We start from the raw sequence: 22,625 nt of genomic DNA, 5'->3' as shown, positions 1-22,625 counted from the left end.
CTCTCGGCCCCATGAACGACGCCGCGATCCGCTCGACCACGGTCCTGTGCGTACGCCGCGACGGCAAGGTGGCCCTCGGGGCCGACGGTCAGGTGTCCATGGGCAACACCATCGTCAAGGGCAGCGCCGTCAAGGTCCGCAAGCTCGCCCGCGGAAAGATCCTCGCCGGCTTCGCGGGCTCGGCCGCCGACGGCCTGACCTTGTGCGAGCTGCTCGAGGCCAAGCTCGAGAGCGTGGGCGGGAACTTCACCCGCGCCTGCGTCGAGCTCGCCAAGGACTGGCGCATGGATCGTCGCTATCGCCGCCTCGAGGCCCTGATGATCGTCGCCGACCGCGAGCGTTCCTTGCTGCTCTCGGGCACCGGCGACGTGATCGAGGCCGAAGACGGGATCTTGGCGATCGGCTCCGGAGGCAACTACGCCCTGTCCGCCGCCCGGGCCCTGCTGCGCCACAGCGAGCTCGACGCCCGCGGCCTCGTCGAGGCCGGCCTGCAGATCGCCGGTGAGATCTGCGTGTTCACCAACCACCAGACCACGGTCCTCGACTTCGAGGACTAGAGGAGCCCCCATGCGCATTCTCCCGAGCCTCAGCCGCAACGACGAAGAGGTCCGCTCGCTGACCCCGCGCAAGGTGGTCGCCGAGCTCGATCGCTTCGTGATCGGTCAGCAGCGCGCCAAGCGGGCCGTGGCCATCGCCCTGCGCAACCGCTGGCGCCGCCAGCAGGTCGAGGGTGACCTGCGCGACGAGATCTCGCCCAAGAACATCATCATGGTCGGGCCCACGGGGGTCGGGAAGACCGAGATCGCCAGGCGCCTGGCCAAGCTCAGCAACGCGCCCTTCGTGAAGGTCGAGGTCAGCAAGTTCACCGAGGTCGGCTACGTGGGCCGCGACGTGGACTCGGTGATCCGCGACCTCGTCGAGGTCGCCGCCAAGCTCGTCCGCGAGGAGAAGGAGTCCGAGGTCTGGGAGGCCGCGCGCCAGCGCGCCGACGAGAAGATCCTCGATGCTCTGCTGCCGCCCTCGCCCGGTGGCGGATCCGGTAGCGGATCCGGTAGCGGAGCAGGGACGCACGGCTACACCCAGCGGCCCGGGGATCCACCCAAGCAAAAGCCGGCCAACGAGGCCAGCCGCGAGAAGCTGCGCAAGCTGCTCGAGGAGGGCAAGCTCGAGCAGCGCGAGATCGAGATCGAGGTCGAAGAAGAAGGCGGCGGCCTGCAGATGCTGCCTGGCATGGGTCCCGGCATGGGGGGCCCGGGCGGCGTGGGCGGCCCCGGTATGGGTGGCATGGGCGGCCCTGGCGGCTTCGACGGCGGTCAGCTGGGCGAGCAGCTAGGCGAGCTCTTTGGCGGCCTGGGCAAGCGCAAGCGCAAGCACAACACCACCGTGGCCGAGGCCCGCGACCTGATCGCGCAGCAGGAGGCCCGCAAGCTCGTCGATCGTGACGAGGTCCGCCGCGAGGCCGTGCGCCGGGCCGAGCAGCTCGGGGTGGTCTTCCTCGACGAGATCGACAAGATTTGCTCGCGGGAGAGCGGCCGCGGAGCCGACGTCTCGCGCGAGGGCGTCCAGCGCGACCTCCTGCCCCTGGTCGAGGGCTCGACCGTCGCCACCAAGTACGGGCCGGTGCGCAGCGATCACGTGCTCTTCATCGCCGCCGGGGCCTTCCACATGGCCAAGGTCAGCGACCTGATCCCCGAGCTCCAGGGCCGCTTCCCGATCCGCGTGGAGCTCGAGAGCCTCGGCGAGCAGGAGTTCGTGCAGATCCTGCGCGACACCGACAACTCGCTGATCAAGCAGTACGAGGCGCTGCTTGCCACCGAGGGCGTGATCGTGGAGTTCGGCGACGACGCCGTGGCCGAGCTCGCCCGGGTCGCCGCGGCGGCCAACGACCAGCTCGAGAACATCGGCGCCCGACGGCTGCATACCGTGCTCGAGCGGGTCCTCGACGAGCTCTCCTTCGAGGCCTCGGAGATCGGCGCGCAGACCGTGAAGATCACGGCCGGCTATGTCCGCGAGCGCATCGGTGACCTGCTCGCGGATCAGGATCTGTCCCGGCACATTCTCTAGAGCGATTGCTCCAGGCGAGCCTGGCTGAAGGCCAGGGCGGATCTTGCGCTGCTTTTGGCCCTCCCTCGCCTGTGGGCCACCGCGACCTGCGTGCGGCCACCAGCGAACGAGGTTTGACGTCGGGTGGGCGTGGCGCTATCCGGGCAACGATGTCCGCTGACGCGGTGAGCGAGCCTGCGGAGCCCAAGCGCCTGAACTTCCGCAAGGCCTTGGTCATGGCGGCGCTCGCGGTGATGGGTTTCACCGTGTTCGCCGCGCTGCTCGGCTGGCTGTTCCGCGAGCCCCTGGTCGCGCTCGGGCAGTGGTTCGTGGCCAGCTTCGGCGGCCCCGGCATCGCGGTCGGCTTCTTCATCCCCGACGCCTTCACGGTGCCCATGCCCAACGACGCGTTCACGGCCTTCGGGCTGTGGGGCGGCATGCCTTTTTGGGAGGTGGTCGCCTGGGGCAGCCTCGGCAGCCTGGCGGGAGGCAGCGCCGGCTGGCTCCTGGGTCGCTACCTCATCGCGCGCAGCCACCGGCTCGAGGCTTTCATGCGCCAGCGCGGCGGCGACGACATGCGCGAGCACCTGCGCCAGGGCGGGCGCTGGTTCCTGGCGGTCGCGGCCGTGACCCCGATCCCCTACTCGATCACCTGCTGGGCGGCGGGGGCGACCAAGCTGCCCTTCGTCGAGTTCCTGACGATCTCGCTGCTGCGGGTCCCTCGGGTGGCGCTGTTCTTGTGGCTGATCCAGCGCGGCTTCCTGACCATCGCCGGCTAGGAGCCCGTGGTGAACCCAACACGACACCTGGCTTGGTCTTTTCGCCGAGGGCTTTGTCGCCAAAACTGGCAGTACGCCCGGTACAGCGGCGTTTTGGCTTCGCGCCCTCGACGAAAAACCCGGCGCCAGGAGCCGCGCTGGGTTCCACCACGGGCTCCTAGAGCGGCAACCGCTCTAGGAGTCTGCGGTGAAAGACAGCGCGGCGCTGGGGCGGTACCGTGGGCCGGTGAGCGACGATCGCCCGGTCCTCGCCGTGCTCGGCGGCAGCTTCGATCCTCCCCACCTCGGCCACGCGCTCTTGCCCCGCTTCTTGATCGCGGGCGGCTGGGCCGATCGCGTGATGGTGGTGCCCTGCGCCGACCATCCCCTGGGCAAGCGCCTGGCGCCCTTCGCCCGGCGCACGAGCTGGGCGCGGCTGGCCTTTGGCCCGGACCTCGACGGCGGTCAGGTGGTGCTCAGCGAGATCGAGGCCGAGCTCGCGGCCCAGCGAGATGGCCGGCCGAGCTACACCCTCGAGCTGCTCGAGGCCCTGGCCGCGCGCCACCCGGGCTGGCGCGTGCGCCTGGTGGTGGGCTCCGACATCACGCGCAGCGGAGAGACCGCCCGCTGGCATCGCTGGGACAAGATCTGCGCCGACTTCGAGCCGATCGTGGTGCCGCGCGCGGGCTGGTCGGATCCGGGGGCGGCCAGCTTGCCAGAGGTCAGCAGCACCGCGGTCCGCGAGGACCTCGACACGCTGCGGGCCGCCGTGGCGGCGGGCGAGTGGCCTGCTCGATCCGGCCAGACCGTCCCGGAGACCGTCCCCGAGACCGTCCCCGAGACCGTCCCCGAGACCGTAGCGAAGGCGCGAGCGGGGCTGCGGGCGCGGGTCCCCGCCGCGGTCGTGCCGGCCCTCGAGCGCTGGATCGCCGGGGACGAGCCGCGGGTGTGGGTGATCGGCCACGGCCACGTGGCCAGCCACGCGCTGCCCTGGCTGTGGGATCGCGGCTTCGTGGTCGAGGCCGTGGGCGCGCGGGCGCTCGTCCGTGGCGAGGCCGCGCTGCCCGAGGGGCCGCCGCCGATCGGCGTGTGGATCCTGGCCCAGGACGGCGCACTGCCGGATGTGGCCGCGACCCTCGTGGGCCGGCTGCCGACCTCCGTGCCCGTGCTCCACGCCGCGGGCGCTCGCCTGGCCCGGGAGCGCCTCGGGCCGCTGGCGGAGGCCGGTCACCCCGTGGGCACGCTCCACCCGATCTGCTCGCTGCGCAGCGAGCAGGGCTGGTCGCGGCTGCGTCGGGCCAGCTTTGGTGTGGCTGGGGCCGGCCCCGCCAAGCGCCTGGCGCGGCGCCTGATCGGTGACGCGCCCGTGCTCGAGCTCGACGGCCTCGACGCGCGCGGGCGCCTTGCCTACCACGCCGCCTGTGCCCTGGCCGCGAACCACCTCGCCGTGCTGGCGGCCAACGCCGCCGGGATCCTTCGGGATCTGGGCCTCGAGCCGGGGGACCACGCCATGGGCGAGCTGCTGTCGAGCTCGCTCGAGAACCTCCTGGCCCTGGGGATCCCCGCCGGCGTGACGGGCCCGCTCTCGCGCGGGGATCGGGCAACGGTCGAGGCGCACCTGAAAGCCATCGACGATCCCGACGCCAGGGCGCTCTATGCCCTGCTCAGCGCGCGCCTCGAGGCCCTGCTGCGGCTGCCTCGGGGGTGAGGGGGAGGCCGAGGCTCAGGAGGGCGGGGGCCCGCCTCGTTTGCGGCCAAAGCCCCTGGGGCCGTCGCCGATCTTGGCGATCAGCTCGGCGACGCTCTCGTCCTCGAAAGGCGCCGCCTCGAGCGCCTGCGTGGACCAGCGCTCGAGGGCGCCCAGGTCACGCCGGAGGTTGCGCTCGTGGTGCGGCGGGATGCGTCGCGTCAGCATGGCGCGCAGCCGCGGGCAGGCCCTGGCGGCGGCCTGACGGCTGACCCGGCTGACCCCCGTGAGCCAGCGCGGGACCCAGGGCTCGTGCACACCAAAGTTGTCGGCGACGCCGGCGACCCAGCTGGGCCGCGCGCTCACCCGGGTCAAGCTGCGCTCGAGCACCGCGGCCAGAGGCGGCTGCGCGTCGAGGGCGATGGCCAGGGCCGGGAGCAGCAGGGGGGCGGCGTCGTCGGGGAGCGTGGGCAGGGCCTGGAAGAGGCGCTGGCGGAGGCGGACGCTCGTATCCCACATGGCGCGGCCCAGCTGTCGCTCGTGCGCGGGGCTCCAGGGGCCCGCCAGGGCGCGCTCGAGGGCCTGGAGGCGCGAGCCGGCGTCGCCGCTGGCCCAGGGAAGGGCCTGGATCTGGCCCCAGCGGATCAGCCACGTCAGCCCGGCGGCGGCGGGGGCCTCGAGCTGGTCGCGTTGCAGCGGGCCGTAGCGCGCCCGCCCTGGGCTCGCGGCGAGGCTCTGGATCACGCGGAAGCGCCGGGGCATGGCGCCGAGGATCAGCCGCCTCGGCCGGCTGGGGCAGCTGGCCTCTCCCAGCGCCGCGAGCAGCCCACGCTCGAGGGCGTCGTCGTACTCGGGGGTGTCGACGTGGAGCTCGTCGACGAAGCGCAGCGCGGGCTGGCGCAGGAGCTGGGTGAGCAGATCGAGGACCAGGAGCGGCCGGGGGCGCTCGTAGTCGCGCGGCCGGGCGTCGACATAGACCGAGCGGACCAGGCCCATGCTCCAGCGCAGGCGCAGGCGCTCGGGTAGCTCGCCGAGGTCGGGGCCGAGCAGGGCCTCGGCGTGCTCGAGGCGCAGGCGCTCGGCCCGAGCGCGAAGCGCGAAGACCTCCTCGTGGATCGCCGCGTCCGTGCGGGTGGTGTCGGCGCTGCGCTCACGGGCGCGCAGGTGGAGCGCGACGATCTCTCCGAGGGGGGCGCCCGCCGACAGCTGCCTGTCGGCCCAGACGCTCAGCGCCTCGCGCTCGTTGGGCCACACCCGAAGATCGAGCCACGAACTGCGGGCGAGCGCAAACCCCTCATTTTGGGCCGGGCCCGAGATTGGCCGCAGAGACCCGTCCAGGACCCCTTTTCGGGCCATGAAGCTTTTTGGTTAAATTTAGTTTTGCGCGCCGCCGGGGGCGTCGCCCTTGGCGACTCGCGGCGCGCGGGCGCAGAGCAGCCGGCCGTCCTCGTCGCGCCGAACCTCGATCTCGTCGCCGGCGCGGACCTGACCGCGAAGGATCGCCTCGGCCACCATGCTCTCGATCTCGCGGCCGAGCAGGTGGCGCAGCGGGCGGGCGCCCAGGGCCGGATCGACCCCCGCGCGCTCGATCAGCTGCTCGATCACCTCGTCGTCGACGCGGTAGCGGATGCCCCGCTCATGGGCCAGGCGCGCCGAGCTGCTGGTGATCAGCCGGCGGCAGATCGCCAGCATCTGCTCGCGGTGGAGCGGGCGCAGGACCAGCGGGGCCTCGATGCGGTTCCACAGCTCCACGGGGAAGTGGGCGCGGGCGCGCTCGAGCACGGTCTCGTCCTCGGGCTGCTCGCCATGCTCGCCATGCTCGGGCCGGTGCATCATCAGCTCCGCGCCGAGGTTGGAGGTCATGATCACCACCGCGTGGCGAAAGTCGATCGTCCGCCCGCGCCCGTCGGTCAGCCGGCCCTCGTCGAAGACCTGCAAGAGCAGCTGGTGCACGTCGCGGTGGCTCTTCTCGATCTCGTCGAGGAGCACGACGCGGTGGGGATTTTGGATCATCGGATCCGTGAGCGCGCCGCCTTGCTCGTGGCCGACGTAGCCGGGCGGGGCGCCGACGACCCGGGCGACGGCGTGGGCCTCGGCGTACTCGCTCATGTCCAGGCGCAGCAGCGCGTCGTCGCGCTCATAGAGCGCGCTGGCCAGGGCCTTGGCGATCTCGGTCTTGCCCACGCCCGAGGGGCCCAGGAGCAGCACCGAGGCGATCGGCCGCCCGCTCGAGAAGCCCGCCCGGTTGCGGCGGATCAGCGCGGCGAGGGCCTCGAGCACGTGCTCGTGGCCGACGACCTGGCGGGCGAGCTGGACGTCGAGATCGAGGATCTCGCGCTCGTTGCGACCCTCGACCCGGTTGCGGGGCAGACCGGTGCGCTCGCAGACGATGTCGATCCACAGCTCTGGATCGAGGACCTGATGGCCGGAGCGCACGGCTCGGGCGCAGGCGAGATCGAGCAGATCGAGGGCGCGCCCGGGCATCGCCAGGCCGCTCAAAAAGCGATCCGCGATCCGGGTCAGCTCGCTGAGGTGGGCGCGAGGATCGAGGCTCAGCCCGTGCTGCTCGAGGATCGCCGGGCTCGCCAGCTTGACGGCCTGGTGGACCTCGGCGGTGTCGAGGGGCGGGAGCAAGACCACGTCGAGGGTCTCGAGGATCCCCGGCATCCAGGTCTCGAGGCGGGCGCGGGTCTCGTGCGAGAGCACGGTGAGGATCCGCGGCGTGCCGCTGGCCCAGGCGCGGGCGAGGGCCGGCAAGAAGCAAGGCGGGGCTTCGGCGGCCACGCGATCGAGCTCGTCGAAGATCACCACGCCGCCGGCCTCGGCGATCAGCTCGAGGTCATCGGCCAGCGGCTCGCCCTCGTCGGCGTAGCGCGGGGCCTCGAGCCGGAAGATCGGGCGATCGAGGATCGTCGCCAGGTGCGTGGCCAGGAGCGTGCGCCCGCTGCCGTGCTCACCGACGAGCAGCGGGGCCCGGGGGCTGCGGCGCAAGAGCGCGTCGGCGAGCATGGCCAGCTCGCGCTGGCGCCCGGCCATGGGCGGGAGCTTGGCGGGGTGGAGCGAGCGCAGCTCGTCGGGCTCGGGCTCGGCCTTGTGCTCGTCTCGGGCCCGCGCCGGGAGGGCGCGAGGCTCGGGTGAGGGTGCGGGGGAGGCCGCGTGGCTGCGGGCAGGCTGGGCAGCCTGGGTTGGCCGGGTCCCCGCGGCGCGCACGGGCTGGGGGCGAGCGTGGGGCTGAGCGGTGGCGCTCGGCGAGGCGGCGCTGCTGTGTCCGCCGCCGCGCAGAGACTGACGCGGGGAGGGGGGCGCCGGCCGGGCGCTGCTGCCCTCGCGGATCGCCGACATGCGCAAAGAGCCAGAGCTGCTCGCGCTCTTGCCTGGCCTGGCCGCGGGCTCGGGTCGCCGGCTGACGCGCTGGCGGCCGCGCTCGCGGACGCGCTCGATCAGCAGCCGACGCAGCTGCCCCGTGTTGGCGCCGGCGAGCTGCAGGGCCTGATAGGCGTGGCAGTCCGCGCTGCGGACGATCGCCAGGAGCTGCTCGAGCTCGCCCTCGGGGCCGACCCGTCCGCCGCGCTGTTGCAGGCGCAGGTGCCAATCGGCGGGCTCGCTCTCGATCTCGTCCGCGAGGCGGTCGCGGATCGCCGGCAGGGCGTCGACGTCGACGCCGACCTCGGTGAGCACAGCGCGCACGAGCTCGTGGCCCGCGAGCCCGATCAGCAGGTCGCAGGACGAGCCGTGACCGGCGCCTGCGCGCGAGCGGCGTGGTGGCGAGCGGAAGGCGAGCGCCTCGGGCATGGCCGCCAAGCTATGGGGTCTGATGTTCAGGGGCAAAAAAGCGGTGGAATCGCAGGCGCCGGAGGGGGGGACCCGGGATCATTGAAGAAAATCACGCGCCAGGAGGGCGCCTGGTGATCGTGACCATTGCGAAGACCGGGCTTTGCTCGCACTTTCCCCGGGATGACCAAGCCCCGGTTCCAGATCCTCGTTTGCGACGGCCCGAGCTGCGGGGTGTGCCACGGCAGCGAGGAGCTCGTCGAGCTCATCGAGCAGGAGGCCGAAGGCAGCGAGGCGCTCCGCGGCCGCGTCGATGTCGTCAACCTGACCTGCTTTGGGCGCTGCGACGAGGGGCCCAACATGCTCGTGCGCGAGCTGAAGGAAGGGGAGGACGGGAGCGTGGAGCCGGACTTCGAGGTCCTGCTCGGGACGCGGGGGCTCTATCTGGGGATGGATGAGGAGCGGGTTCGGCGGATGCTGAAGGAGCACGTCGAGGGGGGGGCGGCGATCGAGGAGTGGGTGGAGGACTACTAGAGCGGCGACCGGTTTGAATTCGCACCGTCAGGCACATCTTGGCGGCCCCGTGGTCGTTGTCGCTCGGCGCTCGCAGTGGGTCCACCACAGCTTCGGCCTCGCTCCTAGCCACGGAACCGCCAAGACGCACCTGAGGGCGCGCCTTCAAACCGATCGCCGCTCTAGGATCCGGTGGGGCTGTCTGCGGTACACGCAGACCTCCCACTCCTCGTGTTTGACGTAGGTGGGGCGCTGGTCGAGCTTCCTGAGCCCAACGCCCGCGCACTGGCCCGCGACGCCGCCGACGTAGTTGAGGATCATACCGCGGGCGCCGACGCCCCCCCCCGAGGCGAAGCCTTGCTGCTCGAGGCAGGGGACGGAGGTGTTGAGGTCGGTGTAGTCGAGCCGAGGCCATTCAGGCGGCCGCCGCCGGCGGTCTGGACCTCGTTGGTGGAGCCGCCCCCGGGTTCCTTGGCGGGGCCGTCAGAGCGCCTGACGACCTGCCAGAGGAACATGCGGTGCAACTGGTGGCCCATGGCCCGGAAGAGGATGTGCAGGCGCAGCCACCGGTCGAAGGTGTTCCAGGCGGAGTCGATGCGACGGTTGAGGGGGCGATGGAAAGCGGCCATGGCCGGACTGTCGGCCGAGTTGTTTCACGAGGCCAAGCTAGGCGGAGAGGGGGCGCGCCGGAGCGCGCCCCTCTCCGGCGGTCAGAACACCGAGACGGGGGACGCCGAAGACGGGAGTTCGTCGTCGCCGATGTCGTTGTGGTGGCCGAGGCCGAGCTGGCCCCAGAGGTTGCGGCCCCAGCAGCGCACGTCGTGGTTCTCGAGCAGGGCGCAGGTGTGGCGGTCGCCAGCAGCGATGGCTATCGTGCTCCCGCCGAGATTGACGAAGCCTCCGTCCGTGGGGAGTTCGTCGTCGCCGATGTTGTTGGTGTGGCCGAGGCCGAGCTGGCCGTAGTCGTTGCGGCCCCAGCACATGACTTTTCCACCGGTGAGCAGGGCGCAGGTGTGGTAGGCGCCCAACGCGAGCTGCTCGACGGTGTCAGGTAGGCTCACGGGGTTCACGTCGGAGGGGAGTTCGTCGTCGCCGATGTCGTTGGTGTGGCCGAGGCCGAGCTGGCCGTGGGTGTTGTCGCCCCAGCACATGACGCTGCCGTCGCTAAGCAGGGCGCAGGTGTGGTTGCCGCCGAGTTCAAGGTCAACGACCTCGGTGTCAGGCGGCAGGCCCAGCGAGACGGGGTCCGCGTCCGTGGGGAGTTCGTTGTTGCCGATGTCGCCGAGGCCGAGCTGGCCGTAGACGTTGTTGCCCCAGCAGCGCACGTCGTGGTTTTCGAGCAGGGCGCAGGTGTGGTCGGCGCCAGCGGCGAGCTTGACTGCCTTTCCACCGAGCGAAAGGCTCCCTCCGGGCGAGGTAAGTTGGGAGAAGTTGCCGTAGCCGAGCTGGCCGTAGATGTTCCAGCCCCAGCAGGTCACCGTGCCATCGTCGAGCAAGGCGCAGGTGTGGAAGTTGCCCAACTGGACATCAATGACCGAGGAGAGGCCGAGTCCCTCCAGGTTGGCGAGGGTCTCGTTGTCTCCATAGTTGCCAGAGCCACCGTTTCCGAGTTGGCCCCAGTAGTTGCGGCCCCAGCAGCCCACGTCGCCGTCGTCGAACAAAGCACAGGTGTGGTCTCCACCGAGGCTGATGGCTGTTGGGGGGGCCGGGAGCAGCAGGTCGCCGGCGTCCGAGGGGAGTTTGCTGTTACCGATGTTGGAGGTGTGGCCGAGGCCGAGCTGGCCGTTGTCGTTCTGGCCCCAGCAGCGCACGCGGCCACCATCAATCAGCGCGCAGGAGTGGTAGTCGCCGAGGCTGAGCGCGGCAACGGAGGTGAAGGTGCAGTCGTTGTCGCAGCCGTCACCGTCGACGACGTTGCCGTCGTCGCACTCCTCGCCGTCCTGGACCTCGCCGTCGCCGCAGGCCAGCAGGGGCCCGGTGTCCTCCTCGGAACTGGAGGTCTCCTCGGAGTCCATGTCATCTCCGAGACCGGAGGTCTCCTCGGTTTCCCCCACAGGGCCGGTCTCGGAGCCCCCAGCCCCGTCGCCGCTCTCGCCGACCCCGTCGGTCTCCTCGTCGGCGACAACATCCCCGGTCTCCTCATCGGCCAGGCACTGGCCAGGGAGGGCCTCACAGAAGGGCACCTGGGTGCACGCCAGCGAGGGCGAGGAGAGGACAGCGAGAAGGGCAGGGAGGCCCAGGCGGGCCGACGCGTTCTTGTTGGTCTTCATCCGGGCATCGTCGGGCATGACGAGGGACGAATGAAGACGGGGAGGCGCGCGCAGGCGCGCGGGCAGGCCCGCCCAACACCCGCTCTTCGAGCTCGTCGGCGCGACCCCGCAGCGCGCCGGAGCGCGCCCTCGTCGGCGGTCAGAACACCGAGACGGGGTCTACGTCCACGGGGAGCTCGTCGTCGCCGATGGAGTTGGTGTGGCCGAGGCCGAGCTGGCCGTAGCCGTTGCGGCCCCAGCAGCGCACGTCGTGGTTCTCCAGCAGGGCGCAGGTGTGGTTGTAGCCGGCAGCGATGGCTATCGCGCTCCCGCCGAGTTCGACGAAGCCCGCCTCGCTCGGGAGTTCGTCGTCGCCGATGTTGTTGGTGTGGCCGAGGCCAAGCTGGCCGTCGTCGTTTTCGCCCCAGCACAAGACTTCTCCACCAGTGAGCAGGGCGCAGGTGTGGTAGCCGCCGATAATGTTGCCGGTGTTGCCCAACGCGAGCTGCTCGACGGCGTCAGGCAGACTCACAGGGGGCTGGGTGGAGGGGAGTTCGTTGTCGCCGATGTGGTTGGTGTGGCCGAGGCCGAGTTGGCCGGTGCTGTTGCGCCCCCAGCACATGACACCGCCGTCGCTGAGCAGGGCGCAGGTGAGGTTGCCGCCGAGTTCGAGGTCAACGACCTCGGTGTCAGGCGGCAGGCCCAGCGAGACGGGGTCCTGGGAGGAGGGGAGTTCGTCGTCGCCGATGTTGTTGGTGTGGCCGAGGCCGAGCTGGCCGTAGTTGTTGAGGCCCCAGCAGCGCACGTCGTGGTTTTCGAGCAGGGCGCAGGTGTGGCCGCTGCCAACGGCAAGCTTGATTGCCGCCCCGCCGAGCGAAAGGCTCCCTCCGGGCGAGTTGAGGTTGGAGGTGTTGCCGTATCCGAGCTGGCCGTAGCTGTTGTAGCCCCAGCAGGTCACCGTGCCATCGTCGAGCAAGGCGCAGGTGTGGAAGCTGCCCAACTGGACATCAATGACCGAGGAGAAGCCGAGACCCTCCAGGTCGGCAAGGGTCTCGTCGTCCCCGTAGTGGTCAAAGCCACCGTTTCCGAGTTGGCCGTAGCCGTTGTTGCCCCAGCAGCCCACGTCGCCGTCATCGAACAAAGCACAGGTGTGGACCCAGCCGAGGCTGATGGCTGTTGGGGGGGCCGGGAGCAGCAGGTCGCCGGCGTCGCTCAGGAGTTCGTCGTCACCGATGTGGTCGGTATGGCCGAGGCCGAGCTGGCCGTTGCTGTTGCGGCCCCAGCAGCGCACACGACCGCCGTCAATCAGCGCGCAGGTGTGGTCCCCGAGGCTGAGCGCAGCAACGGCGGTGAAGGTGCAGTCGTTGTCGCAGCCGTCACCATCGACGACGTTGCCGTCGTCGCACTCCTCGCCGCCCTGGACCTCGCCGTCACCGCAGGCCGAAGGGGTGCCGGTGTCCTCCTCCTCGGAGCTGGAGGTCTCCTCGGAGCTGGAGGTCTCCTCGGAGCTGGAGGTCTCCTCGGAGCTGGAGGTCTCCTCGGATCCCATGTCATCTTCGAGACCGGAGGTCTCCTCCGTTTCCCCCACAGGGCCGGTCTCGGAGCCCCCAGCCCCGTCGCCGCTCTCGCCGACCCCATCGGTCTCCTCGCCGGCGACGGCATCCCCGGTCTCCTCATCGGCCAGGCACTGGCCAGGGAGGTCCTCACAGAAGGGCACCTGGGCGCACGCCAGCAAGGGCGAGGAGAGCAGGGCGAGAAGGGCAGGGAGGCCCAGGCGGGCCGACGCGTTCTCGTTGGTCTTCATCCGGGTATCGTCGGGCATGACGAGGGACGAATGAAGACGGGGAGGCGCACGCAGGCACACGGGCAGGTGCGGGCAGGTGCGCGGGCAGGTGCGCGCGCAGGCCCGCTCAACACCCGCTCTTCGAGCTCTTCGGCGCGACCCCGCAGCTCTTGATCTCACGCTCGATCAAGCTGACCGCGCTGGGGCTGTAGGAGATCTCGACGCTCCCGGACTCCTCGTGGGTCACCGTGCGGCCTCGCCGGCGGTCAGAACACCGAGACGGGGTCTACGTCCACGGGGAGTTCGTCGTCGCCAATGTAGTTGGTGTGGCCGAGGCCAAGCTCGCCGTAGTCGTTGTCGCCCCAACAACGCACGTCGTGGTTCTCGAGCAGAGCGCAGGTGTGGCTGCCGCCAGCAGCGAGGGCTATCGCGCTCCCGCCGAGTTCGACGAAGCCTGCGTCCGAGGGGAGTTCGTCGTCGCCGATGTAGTTGGTGTGGCCGCGGCCAAGCTCGCCGCCGCCGTTGTAGCCCCAGCACATGACTTCACCACCGGTGAGCAGGGCGCAGGTGTGGACGTTGCCCAACGCGAGTTGCTTGACGGCGCCAGGTAGGCTCACGGGGGCCTGGGAGGAGGGGAGATCGTCGTCACCGATGGTGTTGGCGTGGCCGAGGCCGAGCTGGCCGTAGTCGTTGCGCCCCCAGCACATGACACTGCCGTCGCTGAGCAGGGCGCAGGTGTGGAAGCCGCCGAGTTCAAGGTCAACGACCTCAGTATCAGGCGGCAGGCCCAGCGAGACGGGGTCCACGTCCGAGGGGAGTTCGTCGTCGCCGATGCGGTTGGTGTGACCGAGGCCGAGCTGGCCGTTGAAGTTGAGGCCCCAACAACGCACGTCGTGGTTCTCCAGCAGGGCGCAGGTGTGGTGGCTGCCAGCGGCGAGCTTGACTGCCGCTCCACCAAGCGAAAGGCTCCCTCCAGGCGAGTCAAGGTCGGAGTTGTTTCCGTAGCCGAGCTGGCCGTAGCTGTTGTTCCCCCAGCAGGTCACCGTGCCATCCTCGAGCAAGGCGCAGGTGTGGTAGCCGCCCAGCTGGACATCAATGACCGAGGAGAAGCCGAGTCCCTCCAGGTTGGCGAGGGTCTCGTTGTCTCCGTAGTTGTCGGTGCCACCGTTTCCGAGTTGGCCGTAGTCGTTGAGGCCCCAGCAGCCCAGGTCGCCGCCGTCGAACAAAGCACAGGTGTGGTTTCCGCCGAGGCTGATGGCTGTTGGGCGGTTTGGGAGTGGCAGGTCACCGGCCTCGCTGGGGATCTCGTCGTCGCCGATGAAGTTGGTGTGGCCGAGGCCGAGCTGGCCGAAGAGGTTGTGCCCCCAGCAGCGCACGTCGCCACCATCAATCAGCGCGCAGGTGTGGGCCCAGCCGAGGCTGAGCGCGGCAACGGCGGTGAAGGTGCAGTCGTTGTCGCAGCCGTCACCATCGACGGCGTTACCGTCGTCGCACTCCTCGCCGTTCTGGACCTCGCCATCGCCGCACATCAACAGGGGCCCGGTGTCTTCCTCCTCGGAGTCGACCCCCCCAGTCTCATCACCAGCAACGCATCTATCAGGGAACTGCTCGCAGAAAGGGGTCAGGCACGCCCAGGCCGTGGAGGTGAGGGCTACGGCCAGGAGAGGGAGAAGGGGGAGCTTGCCGGGGAGCCGCATGCCTCCATCGTCGGGGATGATGGAGGAGAAGGGGGTGGTCGGCTTGGGCCGGTGGAGATGAGAGCGGCCGGGAGAGGGACCGCCGGAGAGGGCGCGCCCTCTCCGGCGGTCAGAGCACCGAGACGGGGTCCGCGTCGACGGGGAGTTCGTTGTCGCCGAGGTTGGAGGTGTGGCCGAGGCCGAGCTGGCCGACATTGTTCCAGCCCCAGCAGCGCACATCGTGGTTCTCGAGCAGGGCGCAGGTGTGGTAGCCGCCAGCCGCGATGGCTATCGCGCTCCCGCCGAGTTCGACGAAGCCTGCGTCGGCGGGGAGTTCGTCGTCGCCGATGTGGTTGTTGTGGCCGAGGCCGAGCTGGCCGGAGCCGTTGCGGCCCCAGCACATGACTTCTCCACCGGTGAGCAGGGCGCAGGTGTGGTGGGAGCCCAACGCGAGTTGCTCGACGGTGTCAGGTAGGCTCACGATGGGCTGGGAGGAGGGGAGTTCGTTGTCGCCGATGTAGTTGGTGTGGCCGAGGCCGAGCTGGCCGTAGTAGTTGTAGCCCCAGCACATGACACTGCCGTCGCTGAGCAGGGCGCAGGTGTGGCCGAGGCCGAGTTCGAGGTCAATGACCTCGGTCTCAGGCGGCAGGCCCAGCGAGACGGGGTCCGCGTCCGTGGGGAGTTCGTCGTCACCGATGAAGTTGGTGTGGCCGAGGCCGAGCTGGCCGACACCGTTGTTCCCCCAGCAGCGCACGTCGTGGTTCTCGAGCAGGGCGCAGGTGTGGTTTCCGCCAGTAGCGAGTTTGATTGCCGCTCCACCGAGCGAAAGGCTCCCTCCGAGCGAAGCAAGGTTGGAGGTGTGGCCATAGCCGAGCTGGCCGTAGTTGTTCCAGCCCCAGCAGGTCACCGTGCCATCGTCGAGCAAGGCGCAGGTGTACTGGTAGCCCAACTGGACATCAATGACCGAGGAGAGGCCGAGCCCCTCCAGGTTGGCGAGGGTCTCGTCGTCTCCATAGTTGTCGTTGCCACCGTTTCCGAGTTGGGCGTAGGTGTTGAGGCCCCAGCAGCCCACATCGCCGCCGTCGAACAAAGCACAGGTGTGGTCTCCGCCGAGGCTGATGGCTGTTGGGGGACCTGGGAGTGGCAGGTCGCCGGCCTCGCTCGGGAGTTCGTCGCCGCCGATGCTGTTGGTGTGCCCGAGGCCGAGCTGGCCGTCGTAGTTGTTGCCCCAGCAGCGCACGCGGCCACCATCAATCAGCGCGCAGGTGTGGGCCCCGCCGAGGCTAAGCGCTGCAACGGTGGTGAAGGTGCAGTCGTTGTCGCAGCCGTCACCGTCGACGGCGTTGCCGTCGTCGCACTCCTCGCCATCCTGGACCTCACCATCGCCGCACACCGAAGGGGTGCCGGTGTCCTCTTCCTCGGAGCCGACACCTTCATCGGTCTCGGACCCCTCATCTTCGCCCTGACCGTCACCGCCCTCGCTGCTCCCCTCAGTCTCATCACCAGCAACACATCTATCAGGGAACTGCTCGCAGTAAGGGGTCAGGCACGCCCAGGCCGTGGAGGTGAGGGCCACGGCCAAGAGAGGGAGAAGGGGGAGCTTGCCGGGGAGCCACATGCCTCCATCATCGGGGATGTTGGAGGAGAAGGGGGGGGCGACTTGGGCCGGTGGAGATGAGAGCGGCCGGGAGGGGGCGCGCCGGGGCGCGCCCCTCGGGCGGTCAGAACACCGAGACGGGTTCCACGTCCACGGGGAGCTCGTCGTCGCCGATGCGATCGGTGTGGCCGAGGCCGAGCTGGCCGGAGGTGTTGTTGCCCCAACAACGCACGTCGTAGTTCTCGAGCAGGACGCAGGTGTGGTGGGTGCCTGCATCGATGCTCAGCGGGATCCCACCGAGTTCGACGAAGCCTCCATCCATGGGGAATTCGTTGTCGCCGATGGTTTCAGTGTTGCCGAGGCCGAGCTGGCCGGCGTAGCTGTCGCCCCAGCACATGACGTCTCCACCGGTGAGCAGGGCGCAGGTGTGGTTGGCGCCCAGCGCGAGCTGCTCGACGGCACCAGGCAGACTCACGGGGGACTGGGTGGTGGGGAGTTCGTTGTCGCCGATGGAGTTGGTGTGGTTTAGGCCGAGCTGGCCGTAGAAGTTGTAGCCCCAGCACATGACGCTGCCATTGCTGAGCAGGGCGCAAGAGTGGTAGAGGCCGAGTTTGAGGTCAACGACCTCGGCATCAGGCGGCAGGCCCAGCGAAAGGGGGTCCGCGTCCACTGGAAGTTCGTCGTCCCCGATGTTGTTGGTGTGGCCGAGGCCGAGCTGGCCGACGTTGTTGGAGCCCCAGCAGCGCACATCGTGGTTCTCGAGTAGGGCACAGGTGTGCCCGATGCCAACGGCAAGCTTGATTGCCTTTCCGCCGAGCGAAAGGCTACCTCCGGGCGAGGCGAGGTCGGAGGTGTTTCCGTAGCCGAGCTGGCCGAAGTTGTTCAAGCCCCAACAAGTCACCGAGCCGTCCTCGAGCAAGGCGCAGGTGTAGCCGCTGCCCAACTGGACATCCATGAGCGAGGAGAAGTCGAGTCCCTCCAGGTTGGCGAGGTCTTCGTTGTCTCCATAGTTGTCGGTGCCGCCGTTCCCGAGCTGGCCGGAGACGTTTTTGCCCCAGCAACCCAAGCCGCCGTCGCCGAACACGGCGCAGGTATGATTCCCGCCGAGGCTGATGGCCGCTGGAAGACTGGGAAGCAACAGGTCGCCGACATCGCTGGGGAGTTCGTCGTCACCGATGATATTGGTGTGGCCGAAGCCGAGTTGGCCGGAGTCGTTCAAGCCCCAGCAGCGGACACGACCGCCGTCGATCAGCACACAGGAGTGTGAATTGCCGAGGCTGAGCGCTGTGACAGGGGTCGCCGTGCAGTCGCTGTCGCAGCCGTCGCCGTCAACGGCGTTGCCGTCGTCGCACTCTTCCCCATCCTGGACCTCAGCGTCGCCGCAGACCGAAGGCGTGCCGGTGTCTTCTTCGCCGGTGTCTTCTTCGCCGGTGTCTTTTTCGCCGGTGTTCTCGGAGCTTGTGTCTCCCTCGGTCGTATCTGAGGTTCCGGTGCTCGTGTCGTGGGTACCCGTGGTCGAGTCCGTAGACTCGGCACCATCTGTTCCGAACTCATCATCGGCGACGCACAGGTCAGGCATCGCCTCGCAGGAGTCCTCCTCCGAGCACGCTAGCGATGGCGCGCCAAGGACAAGTAGAAGTAGAAGAGGAAGGCCGAGCTGAGTCGCGTGGTTCTCACGTGGTCTCACGCGGCCATCTTGCCCCGCGTGTGTTCATGTCATGGCGATGATGGCAGCGAGGCGCTCGGAGGGGTCGCTCGTCAGCCGAGGCCACCGTTGTTTCCTGTCAGCTGATAGCACGTTGGGGATCTGAGCCTTCCCGTCGATAGCGAGGGCCTCAGTCGCGACGCCGACGCAACACCACGAGCCCCAAGCCAAGCAGCGCCGCCCAGCCGAGACCGCCAGGTCCTCGCCCACTCGAGCAGCCGCAGCCCCCGTCTTCGTCGAGGCCAGGGTCGCCACCCGTGCCGTCGCCTTCGTCCCCGTCGGCGCTGTCCTCTGAGCCGGCGTCTCCCTTGCTGCTCTCATCCTCGGTGTCCTCGGGCTCCTCGGGGACCGTGACGTCGCCGATGCCGATGGCCACGGGCGCGGACTCGACGATGTTGCCCCCCCAGTCCTCGGCCACGGCGACCAGGGTGTAGACGCCGGCGGTGGGGAAGGTCGCGCCCTCGAAGCCCCAGGGGTCGACGCCGTCGGTGCTGATCTCGGCGTCGTCGATCTCCAGGCGGACCTCCTTGATGGCGGGGCCGTCGGGGTCCTTGATGGCGTCGACGAGGATGTCGACGCTGCTGCCCTCGGGGAAGATGTCGCCCCAGGCTGGAGAGGTGATCGCCACGCTCGGGGGCAGGTTGTCGTCGAAGTCGGTCCACGCGACGCCGCACAGCGAGTCGTCGCCGCCGGCGGGGGTCCCCGAGCACCAGTTCGCCCACGTCCCGCTGCCTTCGTTGGCGGGGGCCGCGTTGAAGCCGGTGCAGTTGGGCGTGGGCGCCCAGTCCCCGTCGGTGGTGGTGCAGGGGGTGAGGTCGAGGCCGCTGTTCTCCTCGAGCCAGGGGATGGCGCCGTCGAGCAGCGAGTAGGTGCCCGCGCCTCCGCAGGAGCCGGCGACCGTGGACGCGATGCCGGCGGTCCGCCAGGTGCCGTCGGGGAGCTGCACGAACATCGGCCCGCCCGAGTCTCCCGGGCAGATCGAGGCGTTGTCGGATCCGCCGAGGACCGCGACGTTTTTTTCGAGGTTGACGGCGAGGAGCTCCGAGAAGCCCCAGGTCTTGGGCCCCGGATCGTCGGTCAGGGTGTAGCCAAAGCCGACGGCCGCGACCTCGGCCCCGAGGTAGAGCGCCGTGGTCTCGCAGGGGCCGTGCAGGGGCGGGGTGATCGGGATGTCGGTGACGGGCTCCGCGAGTCGACAAAAGGCCCAGTCGATCGGCTGATCCGTCTCCTCGGAGTAGTCGGGATAGACCATGCAAAAGGACACGGGGACCTCTTGGCCGCCGCTGTAGGCCTCTTCGGTGAAGCGGATGGTCTTCTTGCCCGCGCCGCAGTGGGCGGCGAAGACCACGAGCTCGGGGTGGATCAGTGTCCCCGAGCACAAGCCGCCGCCGGTCACCGCGACGGTCGTGGGCCAGGCGCACTCGTCGGCCAGATCGCCGTTGGAGATGGCCTGGGAGTCCTCGGGTCCCTCGATCTCCGTGGGCCCCTGGGAGTCCTCGGGGCTGCCGGCGCGGGCGATGCTGGGCACGGCCAAGCTGGCGAGGACGAGGGCGAGGGCGGCGTGGCGAGAGGTGGTGGCGGGCGAGGGCACGTCGCCACGATAGACAAAAGGGGGATCCGAAGCACCACCAAAGCCGAGCGAGCCGAGCGTTCGCAAGGTGAGGAATCGAACTTCGGGCTCATGCCCAGGTCGTGGTGCGCCGGACCCACGCTGCCTGGCTGGAGCTGATAGGCTAGGTGTGATGTTTGCGCGCGCGCGAAGCTTGGGCCTTGCTCTCGTCACGATGGGGGGCGTCATGGGGTGTCGGGTCAGCGTCGATCCTGTCGAGCTGGAGTCCGAGCTCGAGCCCGAGAATCAGCTGAAGCTCGCCGTGAACAAGGATGTCGACGTCTTGTTGGTGATCGACAACTCGGGATCGATGGGCGAGGAGCAGGCAAATTTGGCGGCCAACTTCGCGGCGATGATCGATGTCCTCGAGGACAAGACCGTGCGCGCGAACTATCGGATCGCGGTCACGACCACGGACAACGACAACCCGTGGTGTACGGGCACGAGCCCCGAGGGCGGGAACTTCGTGGCCAGCTCGTGCCGTAGCCGTCTCGAGCAGTTCTCGTTCGGCGACGACGTGGACGTGCAGGCGCAGGCTTGTCTGGACATCTGCGCGCTCGATGACGAGGCGCTGGTCATCCAGCCGACGACGACCGAGCGCGACTCGGTGGCGGCGCCGCGGCCGTGGCTCGAGCGCATCGAGGGGCAGACCAACCTGCCGGCCGGGGTGGGGACGGCGGAGGCCTTCGCCTGTCTGGCGCCCCAGGGGATCGATGGCTGCGGCTTCGAGAGCCCGCTCGAGTCGATGTACCTGGCGCTGCTCCGGTCGGAGACGATGGGCGAGGCCAACTATGGGTTTTTGCGGCGCTCGGCGATCCTGGCGATCATCATCGTCACGGACGAGGTCGACTGCTCCTACGACAAGAATTGGGCGACGATCTTCGCCTTGGATGGCGAGCGGACGTTCTGGTCGGATCCCGACGACGAGGGTCCGACCTCCGCGGTGTGCTGGAACGCCGGGGTGACCTGTCAGGGCGATCCCGCCAGCTATGAAAGCTGCGATCCCGTCGACCTCGACGTGCTCGGCGTACCCACCGAGGACCCGGACGCGGCGGTGCTCCATCCGATGTCGCGCTACATCGACTTCGTGGCCGATCTCGAGGCGCAGAAGAAGGCGCTGGATCCCAGCCAGGAGGTCATCGTGGCGTTGATCGGCGGCGTGGACGCCTACGGGACCGCTTTTTATGCGGACGCGAGCAGCTCCAACCCAGACTTCCAGCACGACTTCGGCATCGGGCCGGGCTGTGAGGGGCAAAAGGGCGAGGCGGCGGTGCCCCCGGTGCGCAACCGCGAGTTCGTCGACGCCTTCACCCCGGGGAACCTGTTTTCAGTGTGCAGCGATGACTACACGGGGCCGCTCGAGACGATCGCGGCGCGCATGCGCGATCAGATCATCCCCTCGTGCTACGCCAAGTGTGTCGCCGATACGCATCCGGACATCCCGCTGCTCCAGCCGAGCTGCGAGGTCGAGGAGCTCGTGCCCGGCGGCGAGCCAGCGCTCTTGCCCGAGTGTCTGCGCGACGGCGAGTGGGGGCCCTACCTCGAGGATCCGGAGATCGGCGGCTACCGCCTGCCCGAGGACGCGCAGGCTTGCTATGCGATGCTCGTCGATCCCGACGAGTCGACGCCCGAGGAGCTCGACGACATGGCGCCGGAGTGCATCGGGGAAGGGATCAACATGGAGTTCGAGATTGTCCGGCGCCCCGGATTTCCGGCGGCAGGAGGGACGAAGATCTCGGGCAACTGTGTGCTCTCGGAGAGCCCCGAGCTCGACTGCCCCAGCTGAGACGGGTCGAGACTGTTCGAGACGGGTCGAAGTCGGTCGCGGCCGGCTGGGGCGCGGCATTTTGAGTGCTGGATTCGAGACATCCGGTGTATAAGTGCGCTGTGCTCGCGCTGGCGACCGCGCTCTTTTTCGCCTTCGCTCCACCGGCGGAGGGCGCCCCATCGGACGCCGAGGGTGGTGATGTCGGTGCGGCTAGTGACGCGGAGGTGGCCGCCGCGGCCGACCCGGCCGGTGATGCCGATGCCGACCCGGCCGGTGATGCCGAGGCCGTCGAAGTCGATGCCGACGTCGACGCGGGCCTGCGGGCCACGGTGCTGACCCTCGCGCCAGCCAAGGCGGGCACATACACCCTCGTCGACGAGCGCGGCCGGACCATCGCCGAGGGGCTCGCGCTGGGCGAGGGCAAGACCCACGCGTTACAGCTGACCCCGGGGATCTACCGCGTCATCGACGAGCAGCAGCTCGAGCATCCGCTGGTCGTGGCGGGGACGGTCGAGCTGATCTGGGATGGCATGGGCGTGTTGCCGGTCGAGGCCTACGAGCGCCGCGAGCTCCAGCTGGCTTTCCTGGAGCTCGCCCTGGCCCAGCAAGGCCCTCCGAACATCAAGCATCCGTCGACGCAGAGGCCGCGTCGCAATCGTCGGGTGTGGGCGAGCCCGCTGGCCTCGACCCTGGCCCCGGGCATCGGCCAGGTGATCAACGGCCAGGGAGGCAAGGGCGTGGGCCTGCTCTTCGCCACCGTTGCGAGCCTGACCGGCTCGATCGTGCTCTACAACATGCCCTCCGACGGCACGCGTCCGCTCGGCAAGGAGTACGCCCGGCTGATCGGCTACGGCGTGCTGTCCACGGCGGTGCCGATGCTGTGGATCTACGCGATCACCGACGCCTACGCCCACGCCCACGAGCCCGCGCGCGAGGTCGTGCCGGCCGTGGATCACAAGGTCCGGCTGAGCGTGAACCGGACCATGACCGTGGGCTTTCGCGCCGACGTGAACCGGCCGGGCTTTTACGACAACTGGAGCGTGTCGCTCATGGGCCAGGCCACACGCCGGCTGAGCGTGGGCGTCTCGGATCTCTCGCTCGCCGTGGGCAAGGATGTCGACATCCCCGAGTTCGGACAGTTCGGCTTGCGGGCCGACTACCGCGTGTACGATCGCGGCCGGCTGTGGATCGACCTCGGCCTCGGCGTGGCCATGCAGGTGGTCAGCAGCCGGCCGAGCCAGGCCCTGGACCCCGAGGTTGCGATCGAAAAAAACGACCTGCGCTTCGGGGCCACGCCCTACGGCGTCGTCGACCTGCGCGTGTTCCCGGTCAACCACCTCTCCCTCGACTTCAGCCCGCGGCTGAGCGTGCCCGTGACCACGCGATGGTTCTCGGCCGGCCGCGCCCTGCCTCGCTTCGCGCCCAACCTCGAGCTCGGCGGCGGGGTCTCCGTCTACTTTTGAGCG

17 protein-coding genes are annotated in these 22,625 nt (G+C 69.5%); 7 read left to right on the top strand and 10 right to left on the bottom strand.

Annotated elements, in window-relative coordinates; translation table 11 throughout:
- The first annotated feature begins 11 nt into the window (after nt 1-11).
- The 4 genes from hslV (at nt 12) to G6O69_RS29600 (ending at nt 4,509) form a co-directional block, all read left to right on the top strand.
- Complete coding sequence (hslV, locus tag G6O69_RS29615) at nt 12-557, top strand: ATP-dependent protease subunit HslV (RefSeq protein ID WP_172306832.1); 546 nt, start codon at nt 12-14, stop codon at nt 555-557.
- 10 nt (nt 558-567) lie between these two features.
- Nucleotides 568-2,064 (top strand): ATP-dependent protease ATPase subunit HslU, encoded by a 1,497-nt coding sequence (gene hslU / locus G6O69_RS29610; RefSeq protein ID WP_172306831.1) that lies wholly within the window; start codon nt 568-570, stop codon nt 2,062-2,064.
- Nucleotides 2,065-2,213: 149 nt separating this feature from the next.
- Nucleotides 2,214-2,822, top strand: a complete 609-nt coding sequence (locus G6O69_RS29605) for a VTT domain-containing protein (RefSeq protein ID WP_172306830.1) — start codon at nt 2,214-2,216, stop codon at nt 2,820-2,822.
- Between the two features lie 226 nt (nt 2,823-3,048).
- Nucleotides 3,049-4,509, top strand: coding sequence for a DUF2520 domain-containing protein (locus tag G6O69_RS29600; RefSeq protein WP_172306829.1), 1,461 nt, complete (start codon nt 3,049-3,051; stop codon nt 4,507-4,509).
- Between the two features lie 15 nt (nt 4,510-4,524).
- Here G6O69_RS29600 and G6O69_RS29595 read toward each other — a convergent pair whose 3' ends face one another.
- Both G6O69_RS29595 and G6O69_RS29590 read right to left on the bottom strand, forming a co-directional pair.
- On the bottom strand, nt 4,525-5,742 hold the full coding sequence (locus tag G6O69_RS29595) for a hypothetical protein (protein ID WP_172306828.1): 1,218 nt from the start codon (nt 5,740-5,742) through the stop codon (nt 4,525-4,527).
- 120 nt (nt 5,743-5,862) lie between these two features.
- Nucleotides 5,863-8,280, bottom strand: a complete 2,418-nt coding sequence (locus G6O69_RS29590) for an AAA family ATPase (RefSeq protein ID WP_172306827.1) — start codon at nt 8,278-8,280, stop codon at nt 5,863-5,865.
- Nucleotides 8,281-8,442: 162 nt separating this feature from the next.
- Here G6O69_RS29590 and G6O69_RS29585 point away from each other — a divergent pair, with 162 nt between their 5' ends.
- The gene (locus tag G6O69_RS29585) at nt 8,443-8,793 is read left to right on the top strand and encodes an NAD(P)H-dependent oxidoreductase subunit E (protein ID WP_172306826.1); all 351 of its coding nucleotides are present in this window, start codon (nt 8,443-8,445) and stop codon (nt 8,791-8,793) included.
- Between the two features lie 144 nt (nt 8,794-8,937).
- Here G6O69_RS29585 and G6O69_RS29580 read toward each other — a convergent pair whose 3' ends face one another.
- The 8 genes from G6O69_RS29580 to G6O69_RS29545 form a co-directional block, all read right to left on the bottom strand.
- Nucleotides 8,938-9,093 carry a hypothetical protein gene (locus G6O69_RS29580; RefSeq protein ID WP_176397158.1) on the bottom strand — a complete coding sequence of 52 codons (156 nt, stop codon included), beginning with the start codon at nt 9,091-9,093 and terminating at the stop codon, nt 8,938-8,940.
- Complete coding sequence (locus G6O69_RS29575) at nt 9,090-9,401, bottom strand: hypothetical protein (RefSeq protein WP_176397157.1); 312 nt, start codon at nt 9,399-9,401, stop codon at nt 9,090-9,092. Before G6O69_RS29575 ends, G6O69_RS29580 begins: the two co-directional genes overlap by 4 nt.
- A gap of 81 nt (nt 9,402-9,482) precedes the next feature.
- Entirely contained in the window at nt 9,483-11,060 is a 1,578-nt protein-coding gene (locus G6O69_RS29570; protein WP_172306825.1) for a hypothetical protein, read from the bottom strand.
- A gap of 121 nt (nt 11,061-11,181) precedes the next feature.
- Nucleotides 11,182-12,843, bottom strand: a complete 1,662-nt coding sequence (locus tag G6O69_RS29565) for a hypothetical protein (protein WP_172306824.1) — start codon at nt 12,841-12,843, stop codon at nt 11,182-11,184.
- Between the two features lie 227 nt (nt 12,844-13,070).
- Entirely contained in the window at nt 13,071-14,501 is a 1,431-nt protein-coding gene (locus G6O69_RS29560; protein WP_176397156.1) for a DUF4215 domain-containing protein, read from the bottom strand.
- Nucleotides 14,502-14,610: 109 nt separating this feature from the next.
- Complete coding sequence (locus G6O69_RS29555; protein WP_176397155.1) at nt 14,611-16,098, bottom strand: hypothetical protein; 1,488 nt, start codon at nt 16,096-16,098, stop codon at nt 14,611-14,613.
- Between the two features lie 103 nt (nt 16,099-16,201).
- Nucleotides 16,202-17,656: a hypothetical protein gene (locus G6O69_RS29550; protein WP_172306821.1), complete on the bottom strand. Its 1,455-nt coding sequence runs from the start codon at nt 17,654-17,656 to the stop codon at nt 16,202-16,204.
- A gap of 256 nt (nt 17,657-17,912) precedes the next feature.
- Entirely contained in the window at nt 17,913-19,373 is a 1,461-nt protein-coding gene (locus G6O69_RS29545; RefSeq protein WP_172306820.1) for a trypsin-like serine protease, read from the bottom strand.
- A gap of 205 nt (nt 19,374-19,578) precedes the next feature.
- Between G6O69_RS29545 and G6O69_RS29540 the strand changes: the two genes are divergently transcribed.
- Nucleotides 19,579-21,177 (top strand): vWA domain-containing protein, encoded by a 1,599-nt coding sequence (locus G6O69_RS29540; protein ID WP_172306819.1) that lies wholly within the window; start codon nt 19,579-19,581, stop codon nt 21,175-21,177.
- An 86-nt stretch (nt 21,178-21,263) separates the two neighbouring features.
- Nucleotides 21,264-22,622: a hypothetical protein gene (locus G6O69_RS29535; RefSeq protein ID WP_217909938.1), complete on the top strand. Its 1,359-nt coding sequence runs from the start codon at nt 21,264-21,266 to the stop codon at nt 22,620-22,622.
- Nucleotides 22,623-22,625 lie beyond the last annotated feature (3 nt).

This window comes from Pseudenhygromyxa sp. WMMC2535, assembly GCF_011083025.2.
Note: the sequence above shows the minus strand (reverse complement) of the source record. Positions and strands in the feature narration are given on the sequence as shown.

Coding starts and splice junctions, on each gene's coding strand:
- hslV (WP_172306832.1), top strand. CDS start 12: ATGAACGACGCCGCGATCCGCTCGACCACGGTCCTGTGCGTACGCCGC.
- hslU (WP_172306831.1), top strand. CDS start 568: ATGCGCATTCTCCCGAGCCTCAGCCGCAACGACGAAGAGGTCCGCTCG.
- G6O69_RS29605 (WP_172306830.1), top strand. CDS start 2,214: ATGTCCGCTGACGCGGTGAGCGAGCCTGCGGAGCCCAAGCGCCTGAAC.
- G6O69_RS29590 (WP_172306827.1), bottom strand. CDS start 8,280: ATGCCCGAGGCGCTCGCCTTCCGCTCGCCACCACGCCGCTCGCGCGCA.
- G6O69_RS29585 (WP_172306826.1), top strand. CDS start 8,443: ATGACCAAGCCCCGGTTCCAGATCCTCGTTTGCGACGGCCCGAGCTGC.
- G6O69_RS29580 (WP_176397158.1), bottom strand. CDS start 9,093: ATGATCCTCAACTACGTCGGCGGCGTCGCGGGCCAGTGCGCGGGCGTT.
- G6O69_RS29575 (WP_176397157.1), bottom strand. CDS start 9,401: ATGGCCGCTTTCCATCGCCCCCTCAACCGTCGCATCGACTCCGCCTGG.
- G6O69_RS29570 (WP_172306825.1), bottom strand. CDS start 11,060: ATGCCCGACGATGCCCGGATGAAGACCAACAAGAACGCGTCGGCCCGC.
- G6O69_RS29565 (WP_172306824.1), bottom strand. CDS start 12,843: ATGCCCGACGATACCCGGATGAAGACCAACGAGAACGCGTCGGCCCGC.
- G6O69_RS29560 (WP_176397156.1), bottom strand. CDS start 14,501: ATGCGGCTCCCCGGCAAGCTCCCCCTTCTCCCTCTCCTGGCCGTAGCC.
- G6O69_RS29555 (WP_176397155.1), bottom strand. CDS start 16,098: ATGTGGCTCCCCGGCAAGCTCCCCCTTCTCCCTCTCTTGGCCGTGGCC.
- G6O69_RS29550 (WP_172306821.1), bottom strand. CDS start 17,656: ATGCCTGACCTGTGCGTCGCCGATGATGAGTTCGGAACAGATGGTGCC.
- G6O69_RS29540 (WP_172306819.1), top strand. CDS start 19,579: ATGGGGTGTCGGGTCAGCGTCGATCCTGTCGAGCTGGAGTCCGAGCTC.